This window comes from Salinisphaera orenii subsp. halophila YIM 95161, from assembly GCF_003732545.1.
Lineage (GTDB): Bacteria > Pseudomonadota > Gammaproteobacteria > Nevskiales > Salinisphaeraceae > Salinisphaera > Salinisphaera orenii_A.
Genome location: NZ_AYKF01000074.1, coordinates 1 through 19,592 on the forward strand (window position 1 = coordinate 1; position 19,592 = coordinate 19,592).

Sequence of the window (19,592 nt, forward strand, 5' to 3'; positions counted from 1 at the left end):
GAGAAAAAGGGTCAAAACCATGGGATGGTCGCGCCACGACTGAGCCCGTATGTGTTGAATTGGCCAGGTTCGGGATTCGGCTGAACGGGGCCGTGCTCGATGAACAGACTAAAACGTTGGCCGGTGCTTGTACTGCGTATCTGTACGAACGGTAGTGACACGCGTTGTTCGACGCTGTCGGGGATGCGTTCCAGGACGGTGGCTTCTGACTCGTTGTGCCGGCGCATACGCCGTCGCCGCAGACGTTCTGCATTGGTCTTGAACTGCCGCCGCGATACGGTGCGGTGTGAAGCATCCGTAGGGGCCGGCGCTACTTCGCTGATCTCGGCGTATTCCCGCATGCCGCCGAGCCAGGCGGTGTCCATGAGTGAATCCAGGTCTGTTGGCGTGGCATGGATACGTAATCGGTTGCCAACGTCTCGCGGCTGCAGTCGATGGGCCGGAAAACTCACGCCGATCGCGCTCGCATCGAGCGCGACAAGTCGGCGATGCAGCTTCGAGAACAGGGCGCCCATGAGTTGGCCTGCGGGAAAATCCGGGTCCGGCCGAAGCTGGATGTCGACGTAATGCGATGTCATCAGCCGCCCTCCCCGAAGACGCCGCCACGGATCAAGGTGGCCATGACGAAATGCTGCTGTTCCGGCGCGGGCTTTTCGTCCTTGAGCATCCAGCGATCGAGCAGCGTGTAGAAGTCGACCTTGGCTTTCGGCTGACGGTAGGCGGTGCCTTGCGTCGTGACCGAGCCGTAAGGTTCGACCGCGATCGGGCCGAGCGCGTTGCTGTCGGCGTCCGGGTACCAGGTGTCGACGGTGCGCAGGGCGTTACCGAGTTTCTGTGAATGCATGCCCGCAATGCCGTCGACGGAGTAGAGCGTCTTGGATTTGTCGCCACGGCTGCGATCGAGTATCAGCTCTTGCGATGGGAATACTTCCTGACCAGCGCCGACGCGGGCGAAGGCGGTAATCTCGAACAGGGCATACTGTTCGCCGGCCAGCCCGTCCGCGATCTGTGCGGCCAGTGCGTCCACGGATGACTGAGCGGCACCGTGGGCCTCGAAACGGCGAAGATCGAAGGCCAGTGCATCGAATGTCCATTCATGTTCGGTCTTGCCCTTCACGAGCTGGCGAACACGGACTTCGACTTCTTCTGCCACCAGCCGGTTGCGCCAGAGGAAGCGGCCGTTGGCGATATTGTGGGCGTAGCGCTGTGCGAGCGTGCCGAAGCCGTGCTCGGATGCGTAGCCGGTTACGGCTTCCGACAGACGTTGTTCGTACGCGGCGTTGTTGCAGGCGGAAGGTTTGCCGGCCCCGCCGAGCACGCGCAGGCTGAACCGGGCCTTGAGCGTGTCGGCGTCGTGCGGGAGGGTGGCGACGTCCACCGTCTGCAGATTCGGGTTTTCGATCGCCGCGTCGAGTTTAGCCGGGTCCTGGTCCTTGGCCTTGAGTCGGTTGGAGATCGTGCCGCGCACGGATTTTTCGCGCAGTGTCACCGCCGGCCAGTCGGCGCTCTGGCCGCGGGCGTCCCAGTCGCCGGCATGAAACAGGGCGTCGGATGGATCGAGCTTGCGCTCGAAGGCGAGTACGGAAGCGGTCTTGGGTGCGTCGTCTTTCTTGGCCATGATGATTCTCCCCCTAGGAGTGTTTGTGGTCGCGATAGTCGTTGTTCAGGCGATACACGCCGTGCTCGAGATCGTTGTCGACGTACCAGAGCAGTGACTCGGGTCGATCGAGACGGTGTGGGCTGACCCACTGGCCGATCGAGTACAGGCTTTCGACAAAACGAAACGGTGTCGTGGTGTCGCGCGCGTTGGCGACTTCACCGGGCTCGTGGGTACTGAGCGTGCCGTAGCCGATCGGAATGGGTACGTGCCACCCCGGTATGCTGCGGACCTCCCAGCGATGCGTGCCGTCATCTGCGTCGATGACGCACTGGTGGTGGAGCCGGGCGAAGTCGAGCCAGGCATCGAGACGCGATGCGCCGGGGGCTGTCGTCTGGAGCTCGTCCAGACGATCGGTCAACGCCTGCTCATTCAGCACGAGCGCAAAGCCGGGCAGTAGTCGGCTGCGGTGCTTTCGAAACATGGCTTCGTATTCGTCGGCATCGTCCGGCATGGAGACGAGCTGCGGGTGGCGCTTCGTGTCGTTACGGGGAATCACGCTGCCGCCGGCGATGCGCATGCCGTGCACGATGTCGTCGATGCCCTCGGCGATGTGTGCGGTGCGAGCCTTGTCTGCCGTGCAATTATCGCCGCTGACGGCGAATACGAGGCTGATGTCCATGTGCATGCGGCCTTCTTCGGCGATGGCCGCGGTGTCGCCGTCCTTGTTCACGGGGTTGCGGGTTAGATGAAACTGCTGCAGGTTGTAGCCGGCGGATGAGGACAGGATTTCGTGGCTGTGACACACCACGCCGATCTGTTCGAGTTGCAGATAGAGATCGTCCGGCAGCTTGCGTTCCAGCGCATGCATGAAGCCCACGAATGCGCTCATGGCCGGAAATCCCCAGGTCAGCGGGCTGGAAATGGCGTTCGCGTTCTGTACCCGCAGCCGGGGCAGAATCAGAAGGTGGCGGGGCTTACTCATCGTCGAATACCTCGGCGAGCGCGGCGAGTTCTTTCTCGAGCTGCGCCTGCCAATCCTTGCGAGCGCTCTCGAGTGCATTCCTGATGTTGGTGTCGTTTCCGGCCGCACTCGCGAAGTGGCGATGTTCCGCATCGCCCATGTGCAGGTTCCGATGGCGGTCGAGGCGCGCGTTCAGCCAGCGGCTGAAGTCCTGGCACATCTCGGGTAGCCATTCGGTTTCGACCAGGGTCTCGGCGAACTCGCGGTCCATTTCTGCGCGATGCGGGTCGAGCCAGCACTGTTGTTCGATGGGTAGGCGGCACTGCCAGTCGTCGGTCCAGCCCGGCGGCAGTTGACGCATCTCGCTCGTGAACACGATCAGCTCGTCGACGAGTTCCGCAGTGAGCTGATCGCGATAGTCGCGCGTGTGCATGTTGCGGGTCGGGTCTTCGGCCAGGAAAGTGCCGAGTTCGCGGATCGTGGCGCGCACGTTGCGGCGTCGGCCATAGGCGTTGAACGCCGAGGGCGAGCGGATCGGTGCGACGGCGCGGGATCGCCAGAGCGGCGGCGCCGATCCCAACAGATAACTGTTACCGCCGCGTTCGCTGTTCAGCTGTGAAATGTTCTGCGGTTTGCTGCCGCCGAAACGCTGCACGGCCAGGCCGGGATAGTCGCAATACCCGGTTTCGCTGGGCTGGTCCTTTCGCCGTGCGTCGCGGGCCGCTTTCGCTTCGTCCGAAAAGCGGTCGCGATTGATGGTCTGGAAGACGCGATGGGCCAGCGAAGTTGCGTAGAGCGGTGCCAGCAGATGGAAGTCGTCGTTCACGGCCGGGTCGTCGCCGACCAGCCAGAACAGTTGCTTGCCGCGCGTATGCGATGCGTACCGGCCGCCCGGCTCGGTGATCGTCGCGAACTGCTGCATCCGCTCGCGACCGGTCTGGGGGTCGTCGCTCAGAGCGGCTTCGAGATCCGGATCGGACTGTTCGACGCGTTCCAGGAGCGTGCGACCGTCGACGTCGATCTTCAGGAACTTGAAGACGTCCAGAGCGGCGGCGTTGCCGACCACGTCCACCGTGAATTGGTCACCGAGCAGGTCGGTGCCGACGACAGCGCCCGGCCGCGGGGCGCCGGGCGGCGCGTACACGCTGGAGCCCTTGGCGTCGGGATGAATCGGTTTGAGCGAGTGGGTCACCACCTGGAGCTGGGCCACCCGTCGGGCGGCGTCCGCGAGCCAGTGTTCGTAATCGAACTGGGCGACCAATGCTTCGTGCTTCGGGTCGTCCTCGGCGAGCTTCTCGACCTTTCCTGCCAGGCGCTCGCTCAAGAATTCCTGGATGGTCAGACGTAGTTTTTCTGTTTCATTGGTGCTGCCCCGCATATCCCCTCGCGCACGCGTTGTTGGTCGATGACTCTGTTGTCCCAAGACTAGTCATCGGCTGGGTCAATGCATGACCTTTGCTTTCTCGCCGATCATGTTTTTCTGAAACCCAGTAGCGGATGCGAGAGCCAACCGTTCTCGGAGGCATCCATCTGAATCGTTCCGAACAGGCGTGCGCACTGCTCCAGGTCCATGTCGCGTGCCGTGGCAAGGGCCGCGAGCTCGGTCATGTAGTCGGCGTTCGCCCAGGGCGTGATGCGTTCGGCTGTCAGCGTCTCCTCGCCGATCCGGCGATTGAAGCGACCTTCGACCGCGGTTTCCTTGGGTGGGCCGAACTTCTGCGGCTCGCTTTGTACGAGCTGATAGTCGGTTTCGTCCTCGTTGGGCAGGAGCACGAGTTCGACTTGCGCGGCGGTCTGCTCACGAAAGCGTTGCTGCTGTGCGAGGACGCCGGTAAGCCACAAGTCGGGGCGTGAATAAGCGCTATGGGCGGCGAGTGCCGGCGTGGCGGGTGCGTTGCGTCGGCGGCGACCTCGGCTCGGTTGTGTCGGCTCCGGCGGTGCCGCGGGCGCGAGCAGGTCGTCGGCCATGCGGGCGTGCTCGAGATCCACGAGGCTGTGGCGGGCATCGAGTGGTTCGCGAGCCACCAGGCGCGGTCGTGCGTCGACGATGCGGTATTCCTCTTCGGCCAGCAGCTGGGAGAGGGCATGGCTCGCGAGTCGATGGTCGCCGTCCTCGAAGCCGGGGCGGCGGAACACCGGTTCACCCGGCTCGGCCGTCAGCGCGCGCCAGTTGCGCTCCAGCAGGATGATGTTGTCGTGTTCCGCCTCGCCGAGGCGATGACGGCGCACGCGCCCGGCCAGCTGGATGATCGAACGCATGGAGGAGGGCTCGACCACGGCCCAGTCGTAATCGTGGTCGCGGCCGACCTCGGTGACTGGGGAGCCGAGCACGATGAACAGCTGATCGGGTTCGGTGGTGTGGTCCAGATGGCGGCGTATGTCGGCCAGTTCGTAGACGGCGGCCGGGTCTCGGCGATCCAATGCCGCATCCAGCCGGGTTTCGATGGCCGAGCGCGCCAGTAACGGGAACTGGGCGTGATAGACGCACAAATGAAACCGGACCCCGGGCGGCGCATCGAGGGCATAAAGCGCCCGGGCGATATCGAAAAGCGGGCCGATATTCGCCATGCGGATGAGACCGAAGCTCACGCGGTGGCCGGTGTGCGGATCGGTTTCGTGATGGTGCTCGTGCAGGGCCATCGCATGGGTTTGAAGCGCTTCGGCGAACTGTCGCGGAAGTTCGTCGCGCTTCGAACGCGCGACACCGAGCTCGGTGATCCTGGCGCGGCGATGTGGCATCGCCTTCGACAGCGCGGTGGCGCGACGGACGGCGAATGCGTCGTGCCGGGCGCGGAACGACGCGCTGTCTGAACAGTCGTGGTGCACGCGATCATGCTCGTCGAACCAGGCGCAGCAGATGTCCAACGGTTGGCCCGGCTCGCCGCGGTTCTTCTGGAGCTCCGCGCGCCCGGCGCGATAGGCGCGAAACAGGCCTTCGACCATCGCCGGCGGCAATGTGGCGGAGGACAGGATGAGCCGGGAACCGAGCAGCCCGGTCCAGTAGACCAGCCGACACAGCGCAGGCATGTCGCTCTGGCCGAAATCGTCCGGTTCATCGAGGATCAGGTCGGCCCCCATCAGGCGGAGCATCGGCGCGATCTGGCCGCCACCGCGGAGGCTCTCGGTGGCCGGCATCAGATGATCGATGGTGCAGACCAGAATCGGCGCGGCGATCAGCGACCGTGCATGCGGGGATTTCACCACCCGTGACAGCAGCGGATGCTCGTCGATGCGGCCGTCGAAATGAACATAGCTGTCGCTATCGAACAGAGGTTCCGCCGAGCTGCGGCCCTGGGTATCGAGTTCGGCTTCGCGATGATGGAACAGCGCGCGGCTGGCCTGTCCGCCGACGCGAACCGCGAGATCGTCACTCGATAGGTTGAGATCGCGACGATAGGCGCTGCCGGTCTGTAATGTGAGCGTGCGTAGCCCCAGGGCGATGGTGAAACGGGTGCCGCGGTCGGGATCTGACAGGGCGTAGCAGATGCGGCCGTTGGCCAACGTCTTGCCGCAGCCGGTCGAAGCCATGTTGATGCCGAAGAATCCCTGGCGCTCGCTGCGATCGCGCAGAGACGCGCTCAGGTCGAACGCCCGATCCTGCCAGCGAAAGCGTGCGTCCTTGCTGCGCTTTCGAAAGCCCTTGTGACGGGCGATTCGCGGTAGCGCCGCAATGCTGTCCGGCAGACGATGGCTGATCGCACCGACCTCCCGGGTGACGCCCAGCAAATGATCGTCGAGTCGCTGTGCCAGCACGTTCTCGCTGTCTGTGTTGGCGAACAGGGGAAAGTCGGTATCGCCCGCCGTCGGGCGATGGCGAGCCTGATCGCTCAGGCTGGAGTAGTGATGGTCCGCCAGCATCAGACACAGCCGTGCGATATGCAGCGCGTACGGGTTGTGGATATCGACCGCGCCGAGCATCGATTGACGGGCAAGGCTTTGGCGCGCGATGCGGGTGGCGCGCTTGCACCACGCATGGCTACGGCTCGGCAGACCGTGCGGGAACGTCCAGTACGGCGCGATCGTTGCCGCATCGTCGGGCGCATCGATTTCATTCCAGCCGGCATGGATACCGTCCGGCAGGTCGGGAATCGAATCGGCGTTGTCCCGAGTGGACTTGCGGCCGATGCGTTGCTGGGCTTCGTTCTCGTCGTAGCTGGGCAGCACGGGCAGACGGTGATGACCGATCACGAGCCAGCCCACCGTGCGAGCGATGGGCGGCAGGTCGGCTAACGGTAACGGCGTATTTCTGGTCTGGCCGTCCCTGACGAGGACGCTCAGCCAATGCGCTTCGTCGATGGCCTCGGGATGGCGTAGCCGGGCCAGCCAGTCGGCGTCGTCACTGTCGCCCACGAATGCCTGCAGCAGCCTGAGCGATATCCATTCGTGTCGATAGCGATTGCGCTCGGTGTTCTTTCCCGTGAGCTTGTCCTGAAACGCTTGGCAGGCCTTGCCGAAATCGTGGAACAGGGCGGCGAGCGAGGCGAGCAAGTGAATGTCGGTGAGGGTATGCCAGTCGTTTTCGTCACGGCTGCGCAGAATATCGCTGCGCGTGGTGTGGGTAGGGACCGCGCCGCGAAAGTTGAATCGCGACGCGTCACCCACGACCCACAGCAGTTCGCTGTGATCGCGTCCGCGTATCCAGTGACAGGCCACGGCCGTGTTCTTGCGCGCGTTCTTGCGCAGCATCCGGCGCAGGGTGTCGAGGCCCGCTTTCGTGATCGGGGTCTGCCAGGTGCGTTCGCCGCGGCGCTCGGCGAACTGATCGAGGACCCGGCGAGTCTCCTTGAGCGCGTTCTTGCGACACTGCGAGACGAGGACGACGTTCATTCCGAGGCGGCCCGGCGTGCCAGCTCTTCGGCGACGCGTTTGATGGTATCGATCATGCCGTCGAGCGCTTCCACCTGGGTCAGGCGCTGGATACAGCCCTGGCGGAACTCCTGTTCCTCATCCCCGCGTACGGCCGAAATGAATGCCTGCGGCAGGATGACGCCGTCCTTGATCAGGTCGGCGACGTCGAATACCAGGCCGCCACGTCGTGTCTTGCCGTGGAGCACGGCCAGTCCGTGCGGTAGACCCAGAACCCAGCAAGCGGTTGCGGCCAGCCCGTACGCCAGATAGTTGCCGTGATCGAGAAACCGGTTCGCCGGATCGATGCCGCTGCCGCGTTTCGCACGGGTGAACTCGCCGTAGTCGACACTCCCGGCAGCGAGCTTGAAAAGCGTGCGGGTCAGGCGAGCCTCGAGTGTTAGCAGTTCCGTGGTGTCGCGTGCGTTGTCGATCGGCGGAAGCTGCGCATCGACTGCGGCTTCGAGCCGGGCCTTGTCGACGTTGAAGCCGGCATCGGGTAAGGCACGGTCGGTGGTCCAGAGCGTGCGGATCGTTGCCAGACGTGACCGCTGAAACGCTTTCGCCGCTTCCAGTCTGAGTGTGTCATCGAACCAGAAACGCACCCAGTACTGCAGGTACTCGGTGGGCCGGTATTCGCTCTGCGGCGTCAGCCAGGCAACGTCGACGTCCACTTCCGTCGCCGAGAACAGCGGTGTGCCTCCGCCGCCGCAGAATCCGACGAGCACGCCGGCCTTGGCGAGTTCCCGCATCGCCGCCTGCGTGATCGATGTGCCCGTGCCGAGGAGAATCGACGTCGTATTCGCGATGGGAATATTCCAGTATCTGGATTCACGCCCTTCGTCGGTGACGTACGAAACCCGTCCGCCTTTGACCAGCACACGACAGTGCTGCAGGTAGTACAGATTCGCGCGCTTGGAGTGCAGGATCGTTTTCAGATCGCTGGGCGCGAGATCTTCCATGGTTTTGCCCCCGAGTCCCCTACGGTTACAGCGTCGCCGCAGAGCCGATGTGCATGCAAATCCCGTTGCCACGACGGCGGCAGGGGCGGATCACGCCGGTGCGTGCTGCAGATACCGCTCGAGGACCTCCCGCATCGTTTCGGCGTAGGTTGTCACCGACGTGCCCTGGTCGTGATACTTGCCGCGCTTGAGATACCAGTCTTGAAGCATGGCCTTGATCAGCGAGGCCAGCAGACGGGCGTCGACGGGACGAAATGCGCCGGCCTCGATGCCTTCGGCGATGATGTCGTGGTAGACGCGCTCGGTCTCGCGCTCGATGGCCACGGCGTCGCGCTTGTGCGACTGCGCCAGGTGCCGCGCCTCCATGTAGGAGAAATAGAACCACGGCCGCATGAGTTCGCTGAGAAAGAGATGGCTCTTGACCGCGACATGCAGTTTCTCGTGCGGGTCGTCGACGTCGCGGGTGAAGTCGTGGAGCGTGCGCCGGGTGAGCATGAAGCCGTGGCTCTGGATCAGGCCGACGAGATCGTCCTTGTTGCGGATGTAGGCGTAGAGTCCGCCCATGCTCAGGCCGGCGTCGGTGCACAGATCGCGCAGGGTCATGCCGGTGAAGCCCTTGGCGTTGGCCAGCCGCAGGGTGGAGTCGATGATGCGCACGAGGTTGCGCACCGCCACGTGTTCCTTCTTGATGCGGATCAGGTCGCGGTTCTGGCGATAGAGCGTCGTGCAGATGTCCGTTTTCGAGACGCTGACGATCTCCTTGAACTGGTCGAAATCCAAATCCGCCACGATGGTGCCGCTGCCTCTTTTCTGTACCCGTCGGATGGGCGCACAGCCTAGCGTCTGTGGCCCGGCGGCGACACTCGTGCCGTGTGGCATGGGCCGGAAAATGGGCTGGAACGACGGCTGATCGCAGAACGCAATTCCACAAAGCGCCGCGATTTGCTAGGTTCTCGTCTGCTTTTATCCGTATACAAAAGGAAACAAGATGTCGCTGCTCGAGGAGCTCCGGGGCCAGATGCGCCTGCCCGTCATCGGTTCGCCGATGTTCATTCTGTCCAACCCGGACCTGGTGATCGCCCAGTGCCGCAGCGGCATCATCGGCGCGTTCCCCGCGCTCAACGCGCGCCCGGCCGACCAGCTGCCCGTCTGGCTGGAGCGCATCACCACCGAGCTGGCCGCCGCCCGCGAGGCCGATCCGACGGCGAAGATCGCGCCGTTCGCGGTCAACCAGATCGTGCATTCGTCCAACGACCGGCTGGAGCAGGATATGAAGGTCTGCGCGGATTACCGGGTGCCGATCATGATCACCAGCCTGCGCGCGCCGCACGCGGCCGTCGAGGTGGCCCACGACTACGGCGGCCGGGTCTTTCACGACGTCATCAGCGTGCGCCACGCGGAGAAGGCGATCGAGGCCGGGGTCGACGGGCTCATCGTGGTCTGCGCGGGCGCCGGCGGTCATGCGGGCACGCTCAGCCCGTTCGCGCTGGTCTCGGAGATCCGCCGGTTCTGGGACGGGCCGCTGATCCTGTCGGGCGCGATCACCCGCGGCGAACACGTGCTCTCGGCCCAGGCGATGGGTGCGGATCTGGCCTACATGGGCACGCGCTTCATCGCCAGCGCGGAGGCCAACGCGGCGCCGTCCTACAAGGAGATGGTGACCACTTCGAGTGCGAAGGACATCGTCTACACCAACCTGTTCACGGGCGTGCACGGCAACTATCTGCGCGGCTCCATCGAGAACGTGGGCCTGGATCCGAACGACCTGCCCGAGTCCGGCAAGGATGCGATGACCTTCGGCTCCGACCGCGACGAGAAGAAAAAGGCGTGGAAGGACATCTGGGGCGCCGGGCAGGGCGTCGGCAACATCGACGACATCAAGCCGACCGGCGAGATCGTCGATCAGCTCGAGGCGGAATACGAGGGCGCCCGCGCCCGTCTGTCGCTCTAGAGGCGCCGGCGGGTACGGGGTCGCCTTAGACGCGATCCGTGCCGGCCCGCGTCGAGCGCCGCGGGCCTCGGCCGGCCCTCCATCGGCGCAGGGCGGTCTTGGCCGCGCCCGCGTGACAAGACCCGGCGCGGAGAACGTCAGGCGTGATCCGTGTCGCCCCGGCGGCCTTCGCCGCTGCCGCGGCGAAGGCCGGGCCGAGCGCAGTGCTGTAGTCGCCCCGCGCCGCAAACCTCCGGGCGCGCGGCTGTTCGTGGCGGCGGCAGTCGTTGCACGCCGTGTGTGCCAGCGCGAGCCCGCCGGCACGCCGAAGCGCGCCGACGGTGACCGGCCCAAGGCGTCCTTCGATGCCGGTGCGGCGCTGGTGTCGCCCTGGAACTGGCCCGGTCGATGCCGGACTCATGCCGCGTTTCGTCCGGGGCGTCGGCGCGCGGGCGACCGGGCCCGTGACGATCTGCGCCTTGGCCGCTCCAGCCGGCCCGTTTTGCCGTGGCCGTTCGGCCTGTCATGAGCGCCTTGAGCCAGAGTCCAATGTCCGGCTCCGTAGCACTGCCCATATACCGGCGCGCCGCCCTCGGTTTTCATGCCTGCACACGACACGCCGCGGTGGCCGAGCCGCCGCGGCCGAACCACTCGCGGTGCGTCGCTCGGGCGCATCCGCTGCCACGGCACTGCCGAGAACGCCGGTGGCGTGGCGGCCCATCCAACGGAGTCATCATGCAAATCGAAACCATGCACAAGACGCATCCGAAACCGGTGTCCTTCCAGGACCAGCTCGCCGACTGCCTGTCGGCCTGCCTCGAGTGCGCGCATACCTGCGCCAGCTGCGCCGACGCCTGCCTCGCCGAGGACAGCGTGGCCGATCTGCGCGGCTGCATCCGCACCGATCTGGACTGTGCCGACATCTGCACCGCCACCGCCCGCGTGCTGTCGCGCCAGACCGCGTTCGGCGAGTCGCCCGCGGCCACGCAGGTCAAGGCCTGCCGCGACGCCTGTCAGAAGTGCGCGTCGCACTGCGAGGCGCATCGGAGTCATCACGCGCACTGTGCGCACTGCGCCGATGCCTGCAACGCCTGCGCGGCGGCCTGCGACCGGCTGCTCGGCGTGATCGACTGATCGACCGCTTCGCTGCCTGCGGCGGTCCGGCATCGGGCCGCCGAGCGACAGGGCCCCTGCGTGATCGCGCAGGGGCCTTTTTCGTGCGCGTCGTTGCCGTGGCTGTCTCGGTTCAGCCCTTGCGCTTGAGGAAGCGGTTCATGATCTCGCGGACTTCATCGGAAATCAGCCGCTCGCCGAAGACTTTCGCCTCGCGGTCGATCTGACCGTCGACGTCGTCGCTGCCCAGCCCCGCGCGCATGAGCTGCTTGGTCAGGCGCACGGCTTCCGGCGGCTTGGCGGCGAGCCGCTCGGCGAGCGCCGTGGCGTGCTCGCCGAGCTCGATCGCCGGCACGCGGTAGGCGATCAGGCCCATGCGCTCGGCCTCGGCGGCGTCGAGGGTGTCGCCGGCCAGCAGCAGGCGCGCGGCGTTCTGTCGACCCACGAGCTGGGGCAACAGCAGGCTGGAGGCGGCCTCGGGCACCAGCGCCAGGTCGATGAAGGCGGTATAGAAGCGAGCACCGTCGGCGGCGACGACCAGGTCGGCGTGCAGCAGCAGGGTCGTGCCGATGCCGGTCGCCTGGCCCTGGACGGCGACCACGACCGGCTTGTCCAGCGCGCGCAGCGCCTTGATGAAGGCCAGCGCCGGACCGGCCGCGCCGTCCTCGCGTTCGTGCGGGTCGACGTTGGCGAAGTCCGCGATGTCGTTGCCGGCGCAGAACATCTCGCCTTCACCGGCGATGAGCACCGCGCGGACGTCGTCGCTGTCCGCGGCGTGATCCATGCACCGGCGCAGATCGGTGTACATCGCCCGGGTCAGGGCGTTGCGCTTGTCGGCGCGGTCCAGGGACACGTGCAGGACCTGAGACTCGGTCCGGGCGCGGATGTGGCCGCTTTCGAGTTCGGGTTCGGACATGGTGATGCGGGCCTCGACGGTCAGAGAATGTAGAGCAGCAGACTTTCGGCGATACAGGCGGGCTTGTCACTGCCTTCGAGCTCGATGGTGACCTCGTTGCAGATCATGTAGCGGCCCTCGCCGCGTTCGTCCACGGATTTCAGCCGCACGCGCGCCCGCACCCGGTCGCCCACCGGCACCGGCGCCATGAAGCGCACCTTGTTCAGGCCGTAGTTCACGCGCGTGGACACGCCCTCGACGCGGTAGATGTCGTTGACCAGCGGCGGCAGCAGCGACAGCGTGAGAAAACCGTGCGCGATGGGCCCGCCGAAGGGCGACTCGCGTTTCGCGCGCTCGACGTCGACGTGGATCCACTGGTGGTCGTCGGTGGCGTCAGCGAAACCGTCGACGCGCTGCTGGTCGATGGTCAGCCAGTCGCTGGCGCCGATCTCTTCGCCGGCAAGCGCCTGCAGTTGTTCGATGTTGTCCAGGGTTCGCATTGGATTCTCCTCTTTTTTCAGTTCGTTCCGGCGCCCGTCAGGCGGCCGTCGGGCATAAAAAAGCCGGCTGCAGCGCGCCGCGGCCGGACCGCTGCGCGCCGCCAGCCGGCGGCTCGTGGCCGGGCGGCCATCGTCAGCCGATCTTTTCTTCCAGTTCCGGGATGATCTTGAACAGATCGCCCACGAGGCCGATGTCGGCAACCTCGAAGATGGGCGCCTCCTCGTCCTTGTTGATCGCCACGATGGTCTGGGCGTCCTTGATCCCGGCCAGATGCTGGATCGCGCCGGAGATGCCGAAGCACATGTAGAGTTCCGGCGAGATGATCTTGCCGGTCTGGCCGACCTGCATGTCGTTGGGCACGTAGCCGGCGTCGACGGCCGCACGGGATGCGCCCACGGCGGCGCCGATCTTGTCGGCCAGGTCGTAGATGACCTTGAAGTTCTCCTCGCTGCCGACACCGCGGCCGCCCGAGATGACCTTGGGTGCGGTCTGCAGGTCCGGCCGATCGCTGGAGGCCTGCTCCAGATTCACGAAACGGGTGTGGCCCGGCAGCTCCGCGTCCAGCGACAGCGTCTCGATCTCGGCGCTGTTGCCGCCCGGCGCGGCCGGGTAGGAGGCGCAGCGCACCGAGGCGACCAGCACCTGATCCGTGGGGGCGCCGACCGTGATCACGGCGTTGCCGGCATAGATGGGCCGGTCGAACTCGTGCGCCGAATGCACGCTCATGATGTCGGTGACCATGGCCACGCCGAGCTTGGCGGCCACGCGCGGCATCAAGTCCTTGCCGAAGGTCGTGTTCGGCCCGAGCACGTGGCTGTATTCGCCCTGCTGGGCGGCGGCCACGATCTGCGGCGTCAGCAGGGCGGCCATCGGATGCGCGTTGGCGGCGTTGTCGGCCTGCAGCACCCGGGACACGCCCTCGATCTGCGCGGCCTCCGCCGCTACGCTCGCGCCGTCCTCGGCGAGCACCAGCACGTCGATGCCGGTGGGCGACATCTGCTGCGCACAGGCCACCGCGCGGGCGGTGGACTCGTTGAGCGAACCGTCCAGATGGTCGGCGATGATCAGAATCTTGTTGCTCATACCAGGCCCTTTTCCTTGAGTTTGGCGACCAGCTCGTCGACGGACTCGACCCGTACGCCCGCCTCGCGCGTGGGCGGCGGGGTGGTCTTGAGCGTCTCCAGCCGGGCGGCGGCTTCCACGCCGAGATCATCCAGGCTCATGTCCTCGATGGGCTTCTTCTTCGCCTTCATGATGTCCGGCAGCTTGAGATAGCGCGGCTCGTTCAGGCGCAGATCGGCGGTGATCACGGCCGGCAGGTCGACCTCGAGCGTCTCCAGGCCGGCGTCGATCTCGCGCGTGACCTTGGCGGTCTCGCCGGACAGCTCGATCTCGGAGGCAAACGTCGCCTGCGGCCATTCCAGCAGCGCCGAGGTCATCTGGCCGGTCTGGTTGGAGTCGTCGTCGATCGCCTGCTTGCCCATCATGAAGACCTTGGGCTCTTCCTTCTGAGCGATGGCCTCGAACACCCGTGCGGCGGTCAGCGGCTGGACCGGCTCGTCGGTCTTGATGTGGATGGCGCGATCGCAGCCGAAGGCCAGCGCGCTGCGCAGCTGTTCCTTGGCCGCGTCCGGGCCAATGGTCACCGCGACCACTTCCTCGGCGGTGCCGGCTTCCTTCCAGCGCATCGCCTGTTCGACGGCGATCTCGTCGAAGGGGTTCATGCTGTGCTTGACGCCGTTCTCGACCACGCCCGAGCCGTCGGGCTTGATCTGGATGCGCACGTTGTAATCGATCGCGCGCTTGACGCTCACCAGTACTTTCATGTGTCGTCCTTTTTGTCGCTGTTTCTCAAAGACATTCGATCGCGGCTACATCGCCGAATACTTGGGCCCGCCGCCGCCCTCCGGCGGCACCCAGGTGATGTTCTGTGCCGGATCCTTGATGTCGCAGGTCTTGCAGTGCACGCAGTTCGCGAAGTTGATCTGGAAACGCGGGTTGCCGTCGCCGTCCTCGACCACCTCGTAGACGCCGGCCGGGCAGTAGCGCTGCGCAGGCTCGGCGTATTTGGGCAGATTGTGCTCGATCGGGATCGACGGGTCGGTCAGCTTCAGATGGCAGGGCTGATCCTCTTCGTGGCCCGTGTTGGACAGATGCACGGACGACAGGATGTCGAACGACAGCTTGCCGTCGGGCCGCGGGTAGTCGATCTGCTCGCACTCCTCGGCCGGCTTGGTCGCCGCGTGGTCCGGCGTGGTGTCGTGCATGTTCCAGGGCGCTTTGCCCTTGAACCAGTTCTGCTCGATGTAGTTGAGCGCGCCGCCCTTGAAGGTGCCGAACTTGTGCAGCGAGGCGCCGAAGTTGCGGCTGGCGTAAAGCTCCTCGTAGGCCCAGCTGTTTTTGAAAGCGTCCGTGTAGCCGGTCAGTTCGTCGCCGCCTTCGCCGCCACCGGCCAGCGCCTCGGCCGCGGCCTCGGCGGCGAGCATGCCCGACTTCATGGCGGTGTGGTTGCCCTTGATCTTGGCGAAGTTGAGCGTGCCGGCGTCGCAGCCGATGAGTGCGGCCCCCGGCAGCGTCATCTTCGGCAGCGAGTTCAGCCCGCCCTTGGTGATCGCGCGCGAGCCGTAGGACACGCGCTTGCCACCCTCGAGATACCTGGCGATCTCGGTGTGGTGCTTGAAGCGCTGGAATTCCTTGAACGGCGACAGATAGGGGTTTTCGTAGTTCAGGTCCACGATCAGCCCGACGGCGACCATGTTGTCTTCCAAATGATAGAGGAAGGAGCCGCCGCTGCCGGACGTATTCAGCGGCCAGCCGGCACCGTGGATCACCAGGCCGGGCTCGTGCTTGTCGGGGTCGATCTCCCAGATTTCCTTGAGGCCGATCCCGTAGTGCTGCGGATCGACGTCGGCGTCGAGGCCGAATTCGCGGATCAGACGCTTGCCGATATGGCCGCGGCAGCCTTCGCCGAACAGCGTGTACTTGGCGCGCAGCTCCATGCCGGGCACGTGCCCGTCCTTGGGCTCGCCGTTCTTGTCCACGCCCATTTCGCCGGTGACGATGCCCTTGACCACGCCGTCCTCGACGATCGCGTCCTGGGCGGCGAAGCCGGGATAGATCTCGACGCCGAGTTCTTCGGCCTGTTCGGCGAGCCAACGGCCGAGCTGGCCCAGCGAGATGATGTAGTTGCCGTCGTTGTGCATCGGCGCCGGCACGAACGCATTGGGCATCTTCTTCGACTTGGTCTCGCCGGTGAAGAAATACACTTCATCGCGCGTGACCGGTACGTTCAGCGGCGCGCCTTTTTCTTTCCAGTCGGGGAAGAGCTCGTCGAGTGCGCGCGGCTCGAACACCGCGCCGGACAGCAGATGGGCGCCGACCTCCGAGCCCTTTTCGACGATGCAGACCTCGAGATCGGGACTTTTCTGCTTCAGTCGGCAGGCTGCGGACAGCCCGGCCGGTCCCGCGCCGACGATCAGCACGTCGTACTCCATCACGTCACGTTCGATTTCTTCAGTCATGCGTTCTCGCTATTGGCTGCCGCGCGGTCTCGCGACGGGCGCCCCGGCTTCCGGCCGCCGGAGCCGCCGCGGACGAGACGCGAGAGGTTGCGCAATGATGGCAGCGATGGGCTCAAAACTCCATTTGCGACAGGACCCGTATCGACGACCGGGCCGTTTGTGATGCGGGCGCGCATCGGTCGGCTAGAACTTCATGCCGGGCATGTTCAGCGACGCCGTGTTGCCGCCGTCCACGGCGATCGCCTGGCCGGTCATGAAGCTGGCGTCGTCGCTGGCCAGGAAGGTGATGACGGCGGCGATCTCCTCCGGCCGTCCGTAGCGCCGCAGCTCGCAGCGCGAGCCCAGCTTGTGGGTCTTGTCATGGGCTTCGGCGTAGTCGAAGACCGGCTGGGTCATGCCGGTCTTGACCAGGCCGGGGCAGACCGCGTTGACGCGGATGCCGTGCTCGCCCAGATCGCATGCCGTGGTCTGGGTCAGGCTGATGATGCCGGCCTTGGAGGCGCTGTAGGCGTTGCCGCCGGCGCCGGATCGCAGGCCCGCCACCGAGGCGGTGTTCACGATCGCCCCCGCTTCGCGCGTGCGCATGTGGCGGGCGGCGGCACGGGTGCAGTGCAGCGTGCCGAACAGGTTGACGTCGATCACCTGGCGCCAGGTGTCGGTCTCGTTGGCGTCGACCGCGGAATAGTCGCGGCCGGAGATACCGGCGTTGTTGCAGAGCACGTCGATGCCGCCGTGGCGCTCGGCGATGTCGTCGATCAGGGCGGTCGCGGCGGTCTCGTCACAGACGTCCAGCACGCGGGTCTCGACGTCGCCCGCATCGAGCGCATCGCCGATCCGTTCCAGGGCCTCGGCGTCGCGGTCGACCGCGATCACCCGGGCGCCTTCGGCGGCGAACCGCTGCACACAGGCACGGCCGATGCCGCTGGCGGCACCGGTGATCAGCACAACGCGTTGATCGAATCGTTTCATGGTGGGAACAGCGCGCTTGGACGGACTCACGGATTCTACTCCTGCGAATCGAGGCGTCAAATTAAATGAAACTGTGTTTCGCTTGGTGTAATTCCGTTGGCGGCCAGACCCGAACGGTCAGGTTGACGCCGTTCAGACGGCGAGGCGGCACCTTCAGGCTCGATAAGTATACTGTATACATAAATAGGGCGCTGTCCAGCCCGCGCGCCCACTTGTCATCCTTCGGTCCTGCGATGCAGTCGGCGCAAAGTCGGCTGCCGGGGTCAACGCCCGCGGCGATCCCCGTACGCCATCGGATGCTTTCGAGACAGCGACTGACGCTGGCCGACTGTCTCCGGTCGGCCCGACGGTGCTGATCTAACGACGATAACGCGCCTGAAACGCTCTTTTGCAAGATGCAGCGACTGTTGTCGGTGTGAGTGTCTTGTGCGAGAGACACCGATTCGGGAAGTGAAATGCGGTTTCAAAATACAGTTGACGCCCGTGGGGTGGCGTGGCAGCTTTGATCGAAACAAGCATAACCAGCGATGGCGGCCCGGGCACTGCGACCCGATAAAACAACAGCCCGCCCATCGTCGATATGAGGAGGAGAGTCGCGATGGCGGAGCGTCACGTGTCCGCTTGGCCGGCGGGATTGCCACGGCATCTCAGTCTGCCGAGAACGAGCCTGTACACCAATCTCGAGATATCGGCGCGCCGGTATCCCGATCAGCCGGCCATCGTTTACTACGGTCGCGTTCTGACCTACGCCGAACTGCATGACGAGGTCGAGGCGCTGGCGGGGCAGCTCCGGCATCTCGGTGTGGCCCGCGGCGATCGCGTGCTGCTGTTCATGCAGAACGCGCCGCAGTTCGTGATCGGCTACTACGCCATCCTGCGCGCGGACGCGGTGGTCGTGCCGGTCAATCCCATGAACCGTACCGCCGAACTCGGCCATTACCTGGCCGACACGCAGGCCGCGGTCTGTCTCTGTGGCCAGGAGCTGTTCGATGCGATCGAGCCGCTGCTGGGCACCGAGGCCCTGACCGACGTCATCGTAACGGCCTATCGCGACTACATCGACCCGCGCGCCGACCTGGACTTGCCGGCCGAAGTCGCCGCGCCGCGCCGGGCCCTGGAGCGCGCCGGTGTGATCGATTGGCGAGAGGCGATCGCAGCCGGGCACACGCCCGGGACACACACCGCCGGGCCGCAGGATCTGGCCGTGTTGCCTTACAGTTCGGGCACCACCGGGGCGCCCAAGGGCTGCATGCACACCCACGCCTCGGTGATGGCGACCTGCGTGCACGGCGCCCACTGGATGCACAGCACCACGGAGTCGGTCACCCTCGCGACGCTGCCGTATTTCCATGTCACGGGCATGCAGGGCGCGATGAACTCGCCGATCTACGGCGGCGCCACCATCGTTCTGATGACGCGCTGGGACCGGCGCACCGCGGCCCGCCTGATCGAGCGCCATCGCGTGACCAACTGGACCAACATCGTGACCATGGCCATCGATCTGCTCTCCGATCCCGAGATCGATCGCTACGACCTGTCCAGCCTGAACAACATCAGCGGCGGCGGGGCGGCGATGCCCGAGGCCGTCTCCGACAAGCTCATGGCGCTCACGGGGCTGCGCTACATGGAGGGCTACGGTCTGTCCGAGACGATGGCGGCCACGCACATCAACCCGCCGGATGCGCCCAAGAAGCAGTGTCTGGGCATTCCGGTGTTCGACGTGGACTCGCGCATCATCGATGTGGATACCGGCGCGGAGCTGGGCGTGGGCGAGGTCGGCGAGATCGTCAGCCGCGGCCCGCAGCTGTTCTCCGGCTACTGGAACCGGCCGGAGGAGACCGAGGCCGCCTTCATCGAACTCGACGGTGCCCGCTTCTTCCGTACCGGCGATCTGGGCTATGTCGACGCAGACGGCTATTTCTTCATCGTCGACCGCGTCAAGCGGATGATCAACGCCTCCGGCTACAAGGTCTGGCCGGCCGAGGTCGAGGCGCTGATGTACGGCCACCCGGCCATCCGCGAGGCCTGCGTGATCTGCACCCCGGACCCGCGGCGCGGCGAGACCGTCAAGGCCTGCGTGGTGCTGGCCGAGGGCGCCGATCCGGTGACGCCCGAACAGATCATCGCCTGGTGCCAGCAGACCATGGCCGCCTACAAGGTGCCGCGGATGGTGGAGTTCCGGGACGCGCTGCCGCGTTCGGCCACGGGCAAGGTGATGTGGCGGGTGCTCCAGGAAGCCGAATACGACAACAGCGGCGCCGGCGCCACGGCCTAGAGGATGCGGCCGCGAGCGTC

Annotated in this window: 16 protein-coding genes; 3 read left to right on the forward strand and 13 right to left on the reverse strand. The window is 65.6% G+C overall.

Annotated features, from left to right (window positions below; translation table 11 throughout):
* Window positions 1–11: 11 nt before the first annotated feature.
* From cas6f to SAHL_RS07490, 7 genes are all read right to left on the reverse strand, one after another.
* The gene (gene cas6f / locus SAHL_RS07460; RefSeq protein WP_123590781.1) at window positions 12–578 is read right to left on the reverse strand and encodes a type I-F CRISPR-associated endoribonuclease Cas6/Csy4; all 567 of its coding nucleotides are present in this window, start codon (window positions 576–578) and stop codon (window positions 12–14) included.
* Window positions 578–1,618, reverse strand: coding sequence for a type I-F CRISPR-associated protein Csy3 (csy3, locus tag SAHL_RS07465; protein ID WP_123590782.1), 1,041 nt, complete (start codon window positions 1,616–1,618; stop codon window positions 578–580). Before csy3 ends, cas6f begins: the two co-directional genes overlap by 1 nt.
* A 13-nt stretch (window positions 1,619–1,631) precedes the next feature.
* Window positions 1,632–2,582, reverse strand: coding sequence for a type I-F CRISPR-associated protein Csy2 (csy2, locus tag SAHL_RS07470; RefSeq protein WP_123590783.1), 951 nt, complete (start codon window positions 2,580–2,582; stop codon window positions 1,632–1,634).
* Window positions 2,575–3,939 (reverse strand): type I-F CRISPR-associated protein Csy1, encoded by a 1,365-nt coding sequence (gene csy1 / locus SAHL_RS07475; protein ID WP_123590784.1) that lies wholly within the window; start codon window positions 3,937–3,939, stop codon window positions 2,575–2,577. The genes csy2 and csy1 overlap by 8 nt, the downstream gene beginning before the upstream one ends.
* A 92-nt stretch (window positions 3,940–4,031) precedes the next feature.
* Complete coding sequence (gene cas3f / locus SAHL_RS07480) at window positions 4,032–7,388, reverse strand: type I-F CRISPR-associated helicase Cas3f (RefSeq protein ID WP_123590785.1); 3,357 nt, start codon at window positions 7,386–7,388, stop codon at window positions 4,032–4,034.
* On the reverse strand, window positions 7,385–8,368 hold the full coding sequence (cas1f, locus tag SAHL_RS07485; protein WP_123590786.1) for a type I-F CRISPR-associated endonuclease Cas1f: 984 nt from the start codon (window positions 8,366–8,368) through the stop codon (window positions 7,385–7,387). Before cas1f ends, cas3f begins: the two co-directional genes overlap by 4 nt.
* Before the next feature lie 90 nt (window positions 8,369–8,458).
* The gene (locus tag SAHL_RS07490; protein ID WP_221177876.1) at window positions 8,459–9,157 is read right to left on the reverse strand and encodes a TetR/AcrR family transcriptional regulator; all 699 of its coding nucleotides are present in this window, start codon (window positions 9,155–9,157) and stop codon (window positions 8,459–8,461) included.
* 199 nt (window positions 9,158–9,356) lie between these two features.
* Between SAHL_RS07490 and SAHL_RS07495 the strand changes: the two genes are divergently transcribed.
* On the forward strand, window positions 9,357–10,319 hold the full coding sequence (locus SAHL_RS07495; RefSeq protein ID WP_123590788.1) for an NAD(P)H-dependent flavin oxidoreductase: 963 nt from the start codon (window positions 9,357–9,359) through the stop codon (window positions 10,317–10,319).
* Window positions 10,320–11,033: 714 nt separating this feature from the next.
* Entirely contained in the window at window positions 11,034–11,432 is a 399-nt protein-coding gene (locus SAHL_RS07500) for a four-helix bundle copper-binding protein (protein WP_123590789.1), read from the forward strand.
* A 112-nt stretch (window positions 11,433–11,544) separates the two neighbouring features.
* On the opposite strand, the gene SAHL_RS07505 is transcribed toward SAHL_RS07500, so the two are convergent.
* The 6 genes from SAHL_RS07505 to SAHL_RS07530 all read right to left on the reverse strand — a co-directional run bounded on the left by SAHL_RS07505 (window position 11,545) and on the right by SAHL_RS07530 (window position 17,297).
* Window positions 11,545–12,327, reverse strand: coding sequence for an enoyl-CoA hydratase-related protein (locus SAHL_RS07505; RefSeq protein ID WP_123590790.1), 783 nt, complete (start codon window positions 12,325–12,327; stop codon window positions 11,545–11,547).
* A gap of 20 nt (window positions 12,328–12,347) precedes the next feature.
* Complete coding sequence (locus SAHL_RS07510) at window positions 12,348–12,806, reverse strand: MaoC family dehydratase (RefSeq protein WP_123590791.1); 459 nt, start codon at window positions 12,804–12,806, stop codon at window positions 12,348–12,350.
* 133 nt (window positions 12,807–12,939) lie between these two features.
* Window positions 12,940–13,890, reverse strand: coding sequence for an electron transfer flavoprotein subunit alpha/FixB family protein (locus SAHL_RS07515; RefSeq protein ID WP_123590792.1), 951 nt, complete (start codon window positions 13,888–13,890; stop codon window positions 12,940–12,942).
* Entirely contained in the window at window positions 13,887–14,633 is a 747-nt protein-coding gene (locus SAHL_RS07520) for an electron transfer flavoprotein subunit beta/FixA family protein (RefSeq protein ID WP_123590793.1), read from the reverse strand. Before SAHL_RS07520 ends, SAHL_RS07515 begins: the two co-directional genes overlap by 4 nt.
* A 45-nt stretch (window positions 14,634–14,678) precedes the next feature.
* Window positions 14,679–16,316, reverse strand: coding sequence for an electron transfer flavoprotein-ubiquinone oxidoreductase (locus tag SAHL_RS07525; protein ID WP_342782240.1), 1,638 nt, complete (start codon window positions 16,314–16,316; stop codon window positions 14,679–14,681).
* 195 nt (window positions 16,317–16,511) lie between these two features.
* The gene (locus tag SAHL_RS07530; protein ID WP_123590795.1) at window positions 16,512–17,297 is read right to left on the reverse strand and encodes an SDR family NAD(P)-dependent oxidoreductase; all 786 of its coding nucleotides are present in this window, start codon (window positions 17,295–17,297) and stop codon (window positions 16,512–16,514) included.
* A gap of 598 nt (window positions 17,298–17,895) precedes the next feature.
* Here SAHL_RS07530 and SAHL_RS07535 point away from each other — a divergent pair.
* Window positions 17,896–19,572 (forward strand): long-chain fatty acid--CoA ligase, encoded by a 1,677-nt coding sequence (locus SAHL_RS07535; RefSeq protein ID WP_123590796.1) that lies wholly within the window; start codon window positions 17,896–17,898, stop codon window positions 19,570–19,572.
* The last annotated feature ends 20 nt before the right edge of the window (window positions 19,573–19,592 follow it).

What these genes read in the sequence shown, in the direction of transcription:
- cas6f (WP_123590781.1), bottom strand. Translation starts at nt 578, where the DNA reads ATGACATCGCATTACGTCGACATCCAGCTTCGGCCGGACCCGGATTTT.
- csy3 (WP_123590782.1), bottom strand. Translation starts at nt 1,618, where the DNA reads ATGGCCAAGAAAGACGACGCACCCAAGACCGCTTCCGTACTCGCCTTC.
- csy2 (WP_123590783.1), bottom strand. Translation starts at nt 2,582, where the DNA reads ATGAGTAAGCCCCGCCACCTTCTGATTCTGCCCCGGCTGCGGGTACAG.
- csy1 (WP_123590784.1), bottom strand. Translation starts at nt 3,939, where the DNA reads ATGCGGGGCAGCACCAATGAAACAGAAAAACTACGTCTGACCATCCAG.
- cas3f (WP_123590785.1), bottom strand. Translation starts at nt 7,388, where the DNA reads ATGAACGTCGTCCTCGTCTCGCAGTGTCGCAAGAACGCGCTCAAGGAG.
- cas1f (WP_123590786.1), bottom strand. Translation starts at nt 8,368, where the DNA reads ATGGAAGATCTCGCGCCCAGCGATCTGAAAACGATCCTGCACTCCAAG.
- SAHL_RS07495 (WP_123590788.1), top strand. Translation starts at nt 9,357, where the DNA reads ATGTCGCTGCTCGAGGAGCTCCGGGGCCAGATGCGCCTGCCCGTCATC.
- SAHL_RS07500 (WP_123590789.1), top strand. Translation starts at nt 11,034, where the DNA reads ATGCAAATCGAAACCATGCACAAGACGCATCCGAAACCGGTGTCCTTC.
- SAHL_RS07505 (WP_123590790.1), bottom strand. Translation starts at nt 12,327, where the DNA reads ATGTCCGAACCCGAACTCGAAAGCGGCCACATCCGCGCCCGGACCGAG.
- SAHL_RS07510 (WP_123590791.1), bottom strand. Translation starts at nt 12,806, where the DNA reads ATGCGAACCCTGGACAACATCGAACAACTGCAGGCGCTTGCCGGCGAA.
- SAHL_RS07515 (WP_123590792.1), bottom strand. Translation starts at nt 13,890, where the DNA reads ATGAGCAACAAGATTCTGATCATCGCCGACCATCTGGACGGTTCGCTC.
- SAHL_RS07520 (WP_123590793.1), bottom strand. Translation starts at nt 14,633, where the DNA reads ATGAAAGTACTGGTGAGCGTCAAGCGCGCGATCGATTACAACGTGCGC.
- SAHL_RS07530 (WP_123590795.1), bottom strand. Translation starts at nt 17,297, where the DNA reads ATGAAACGATTCGATCAACGCGTTGTGCTGATCACCGGTGCCGCCAGC.
- SAHL_RS07535 (WP_123590796.1), top strand. Translation starts at nt 17,896, where the DNA reads ATGGCGGAGCGTCACGTGTCCGCTTGGCCGGCGGGATTGCCACGGCAT.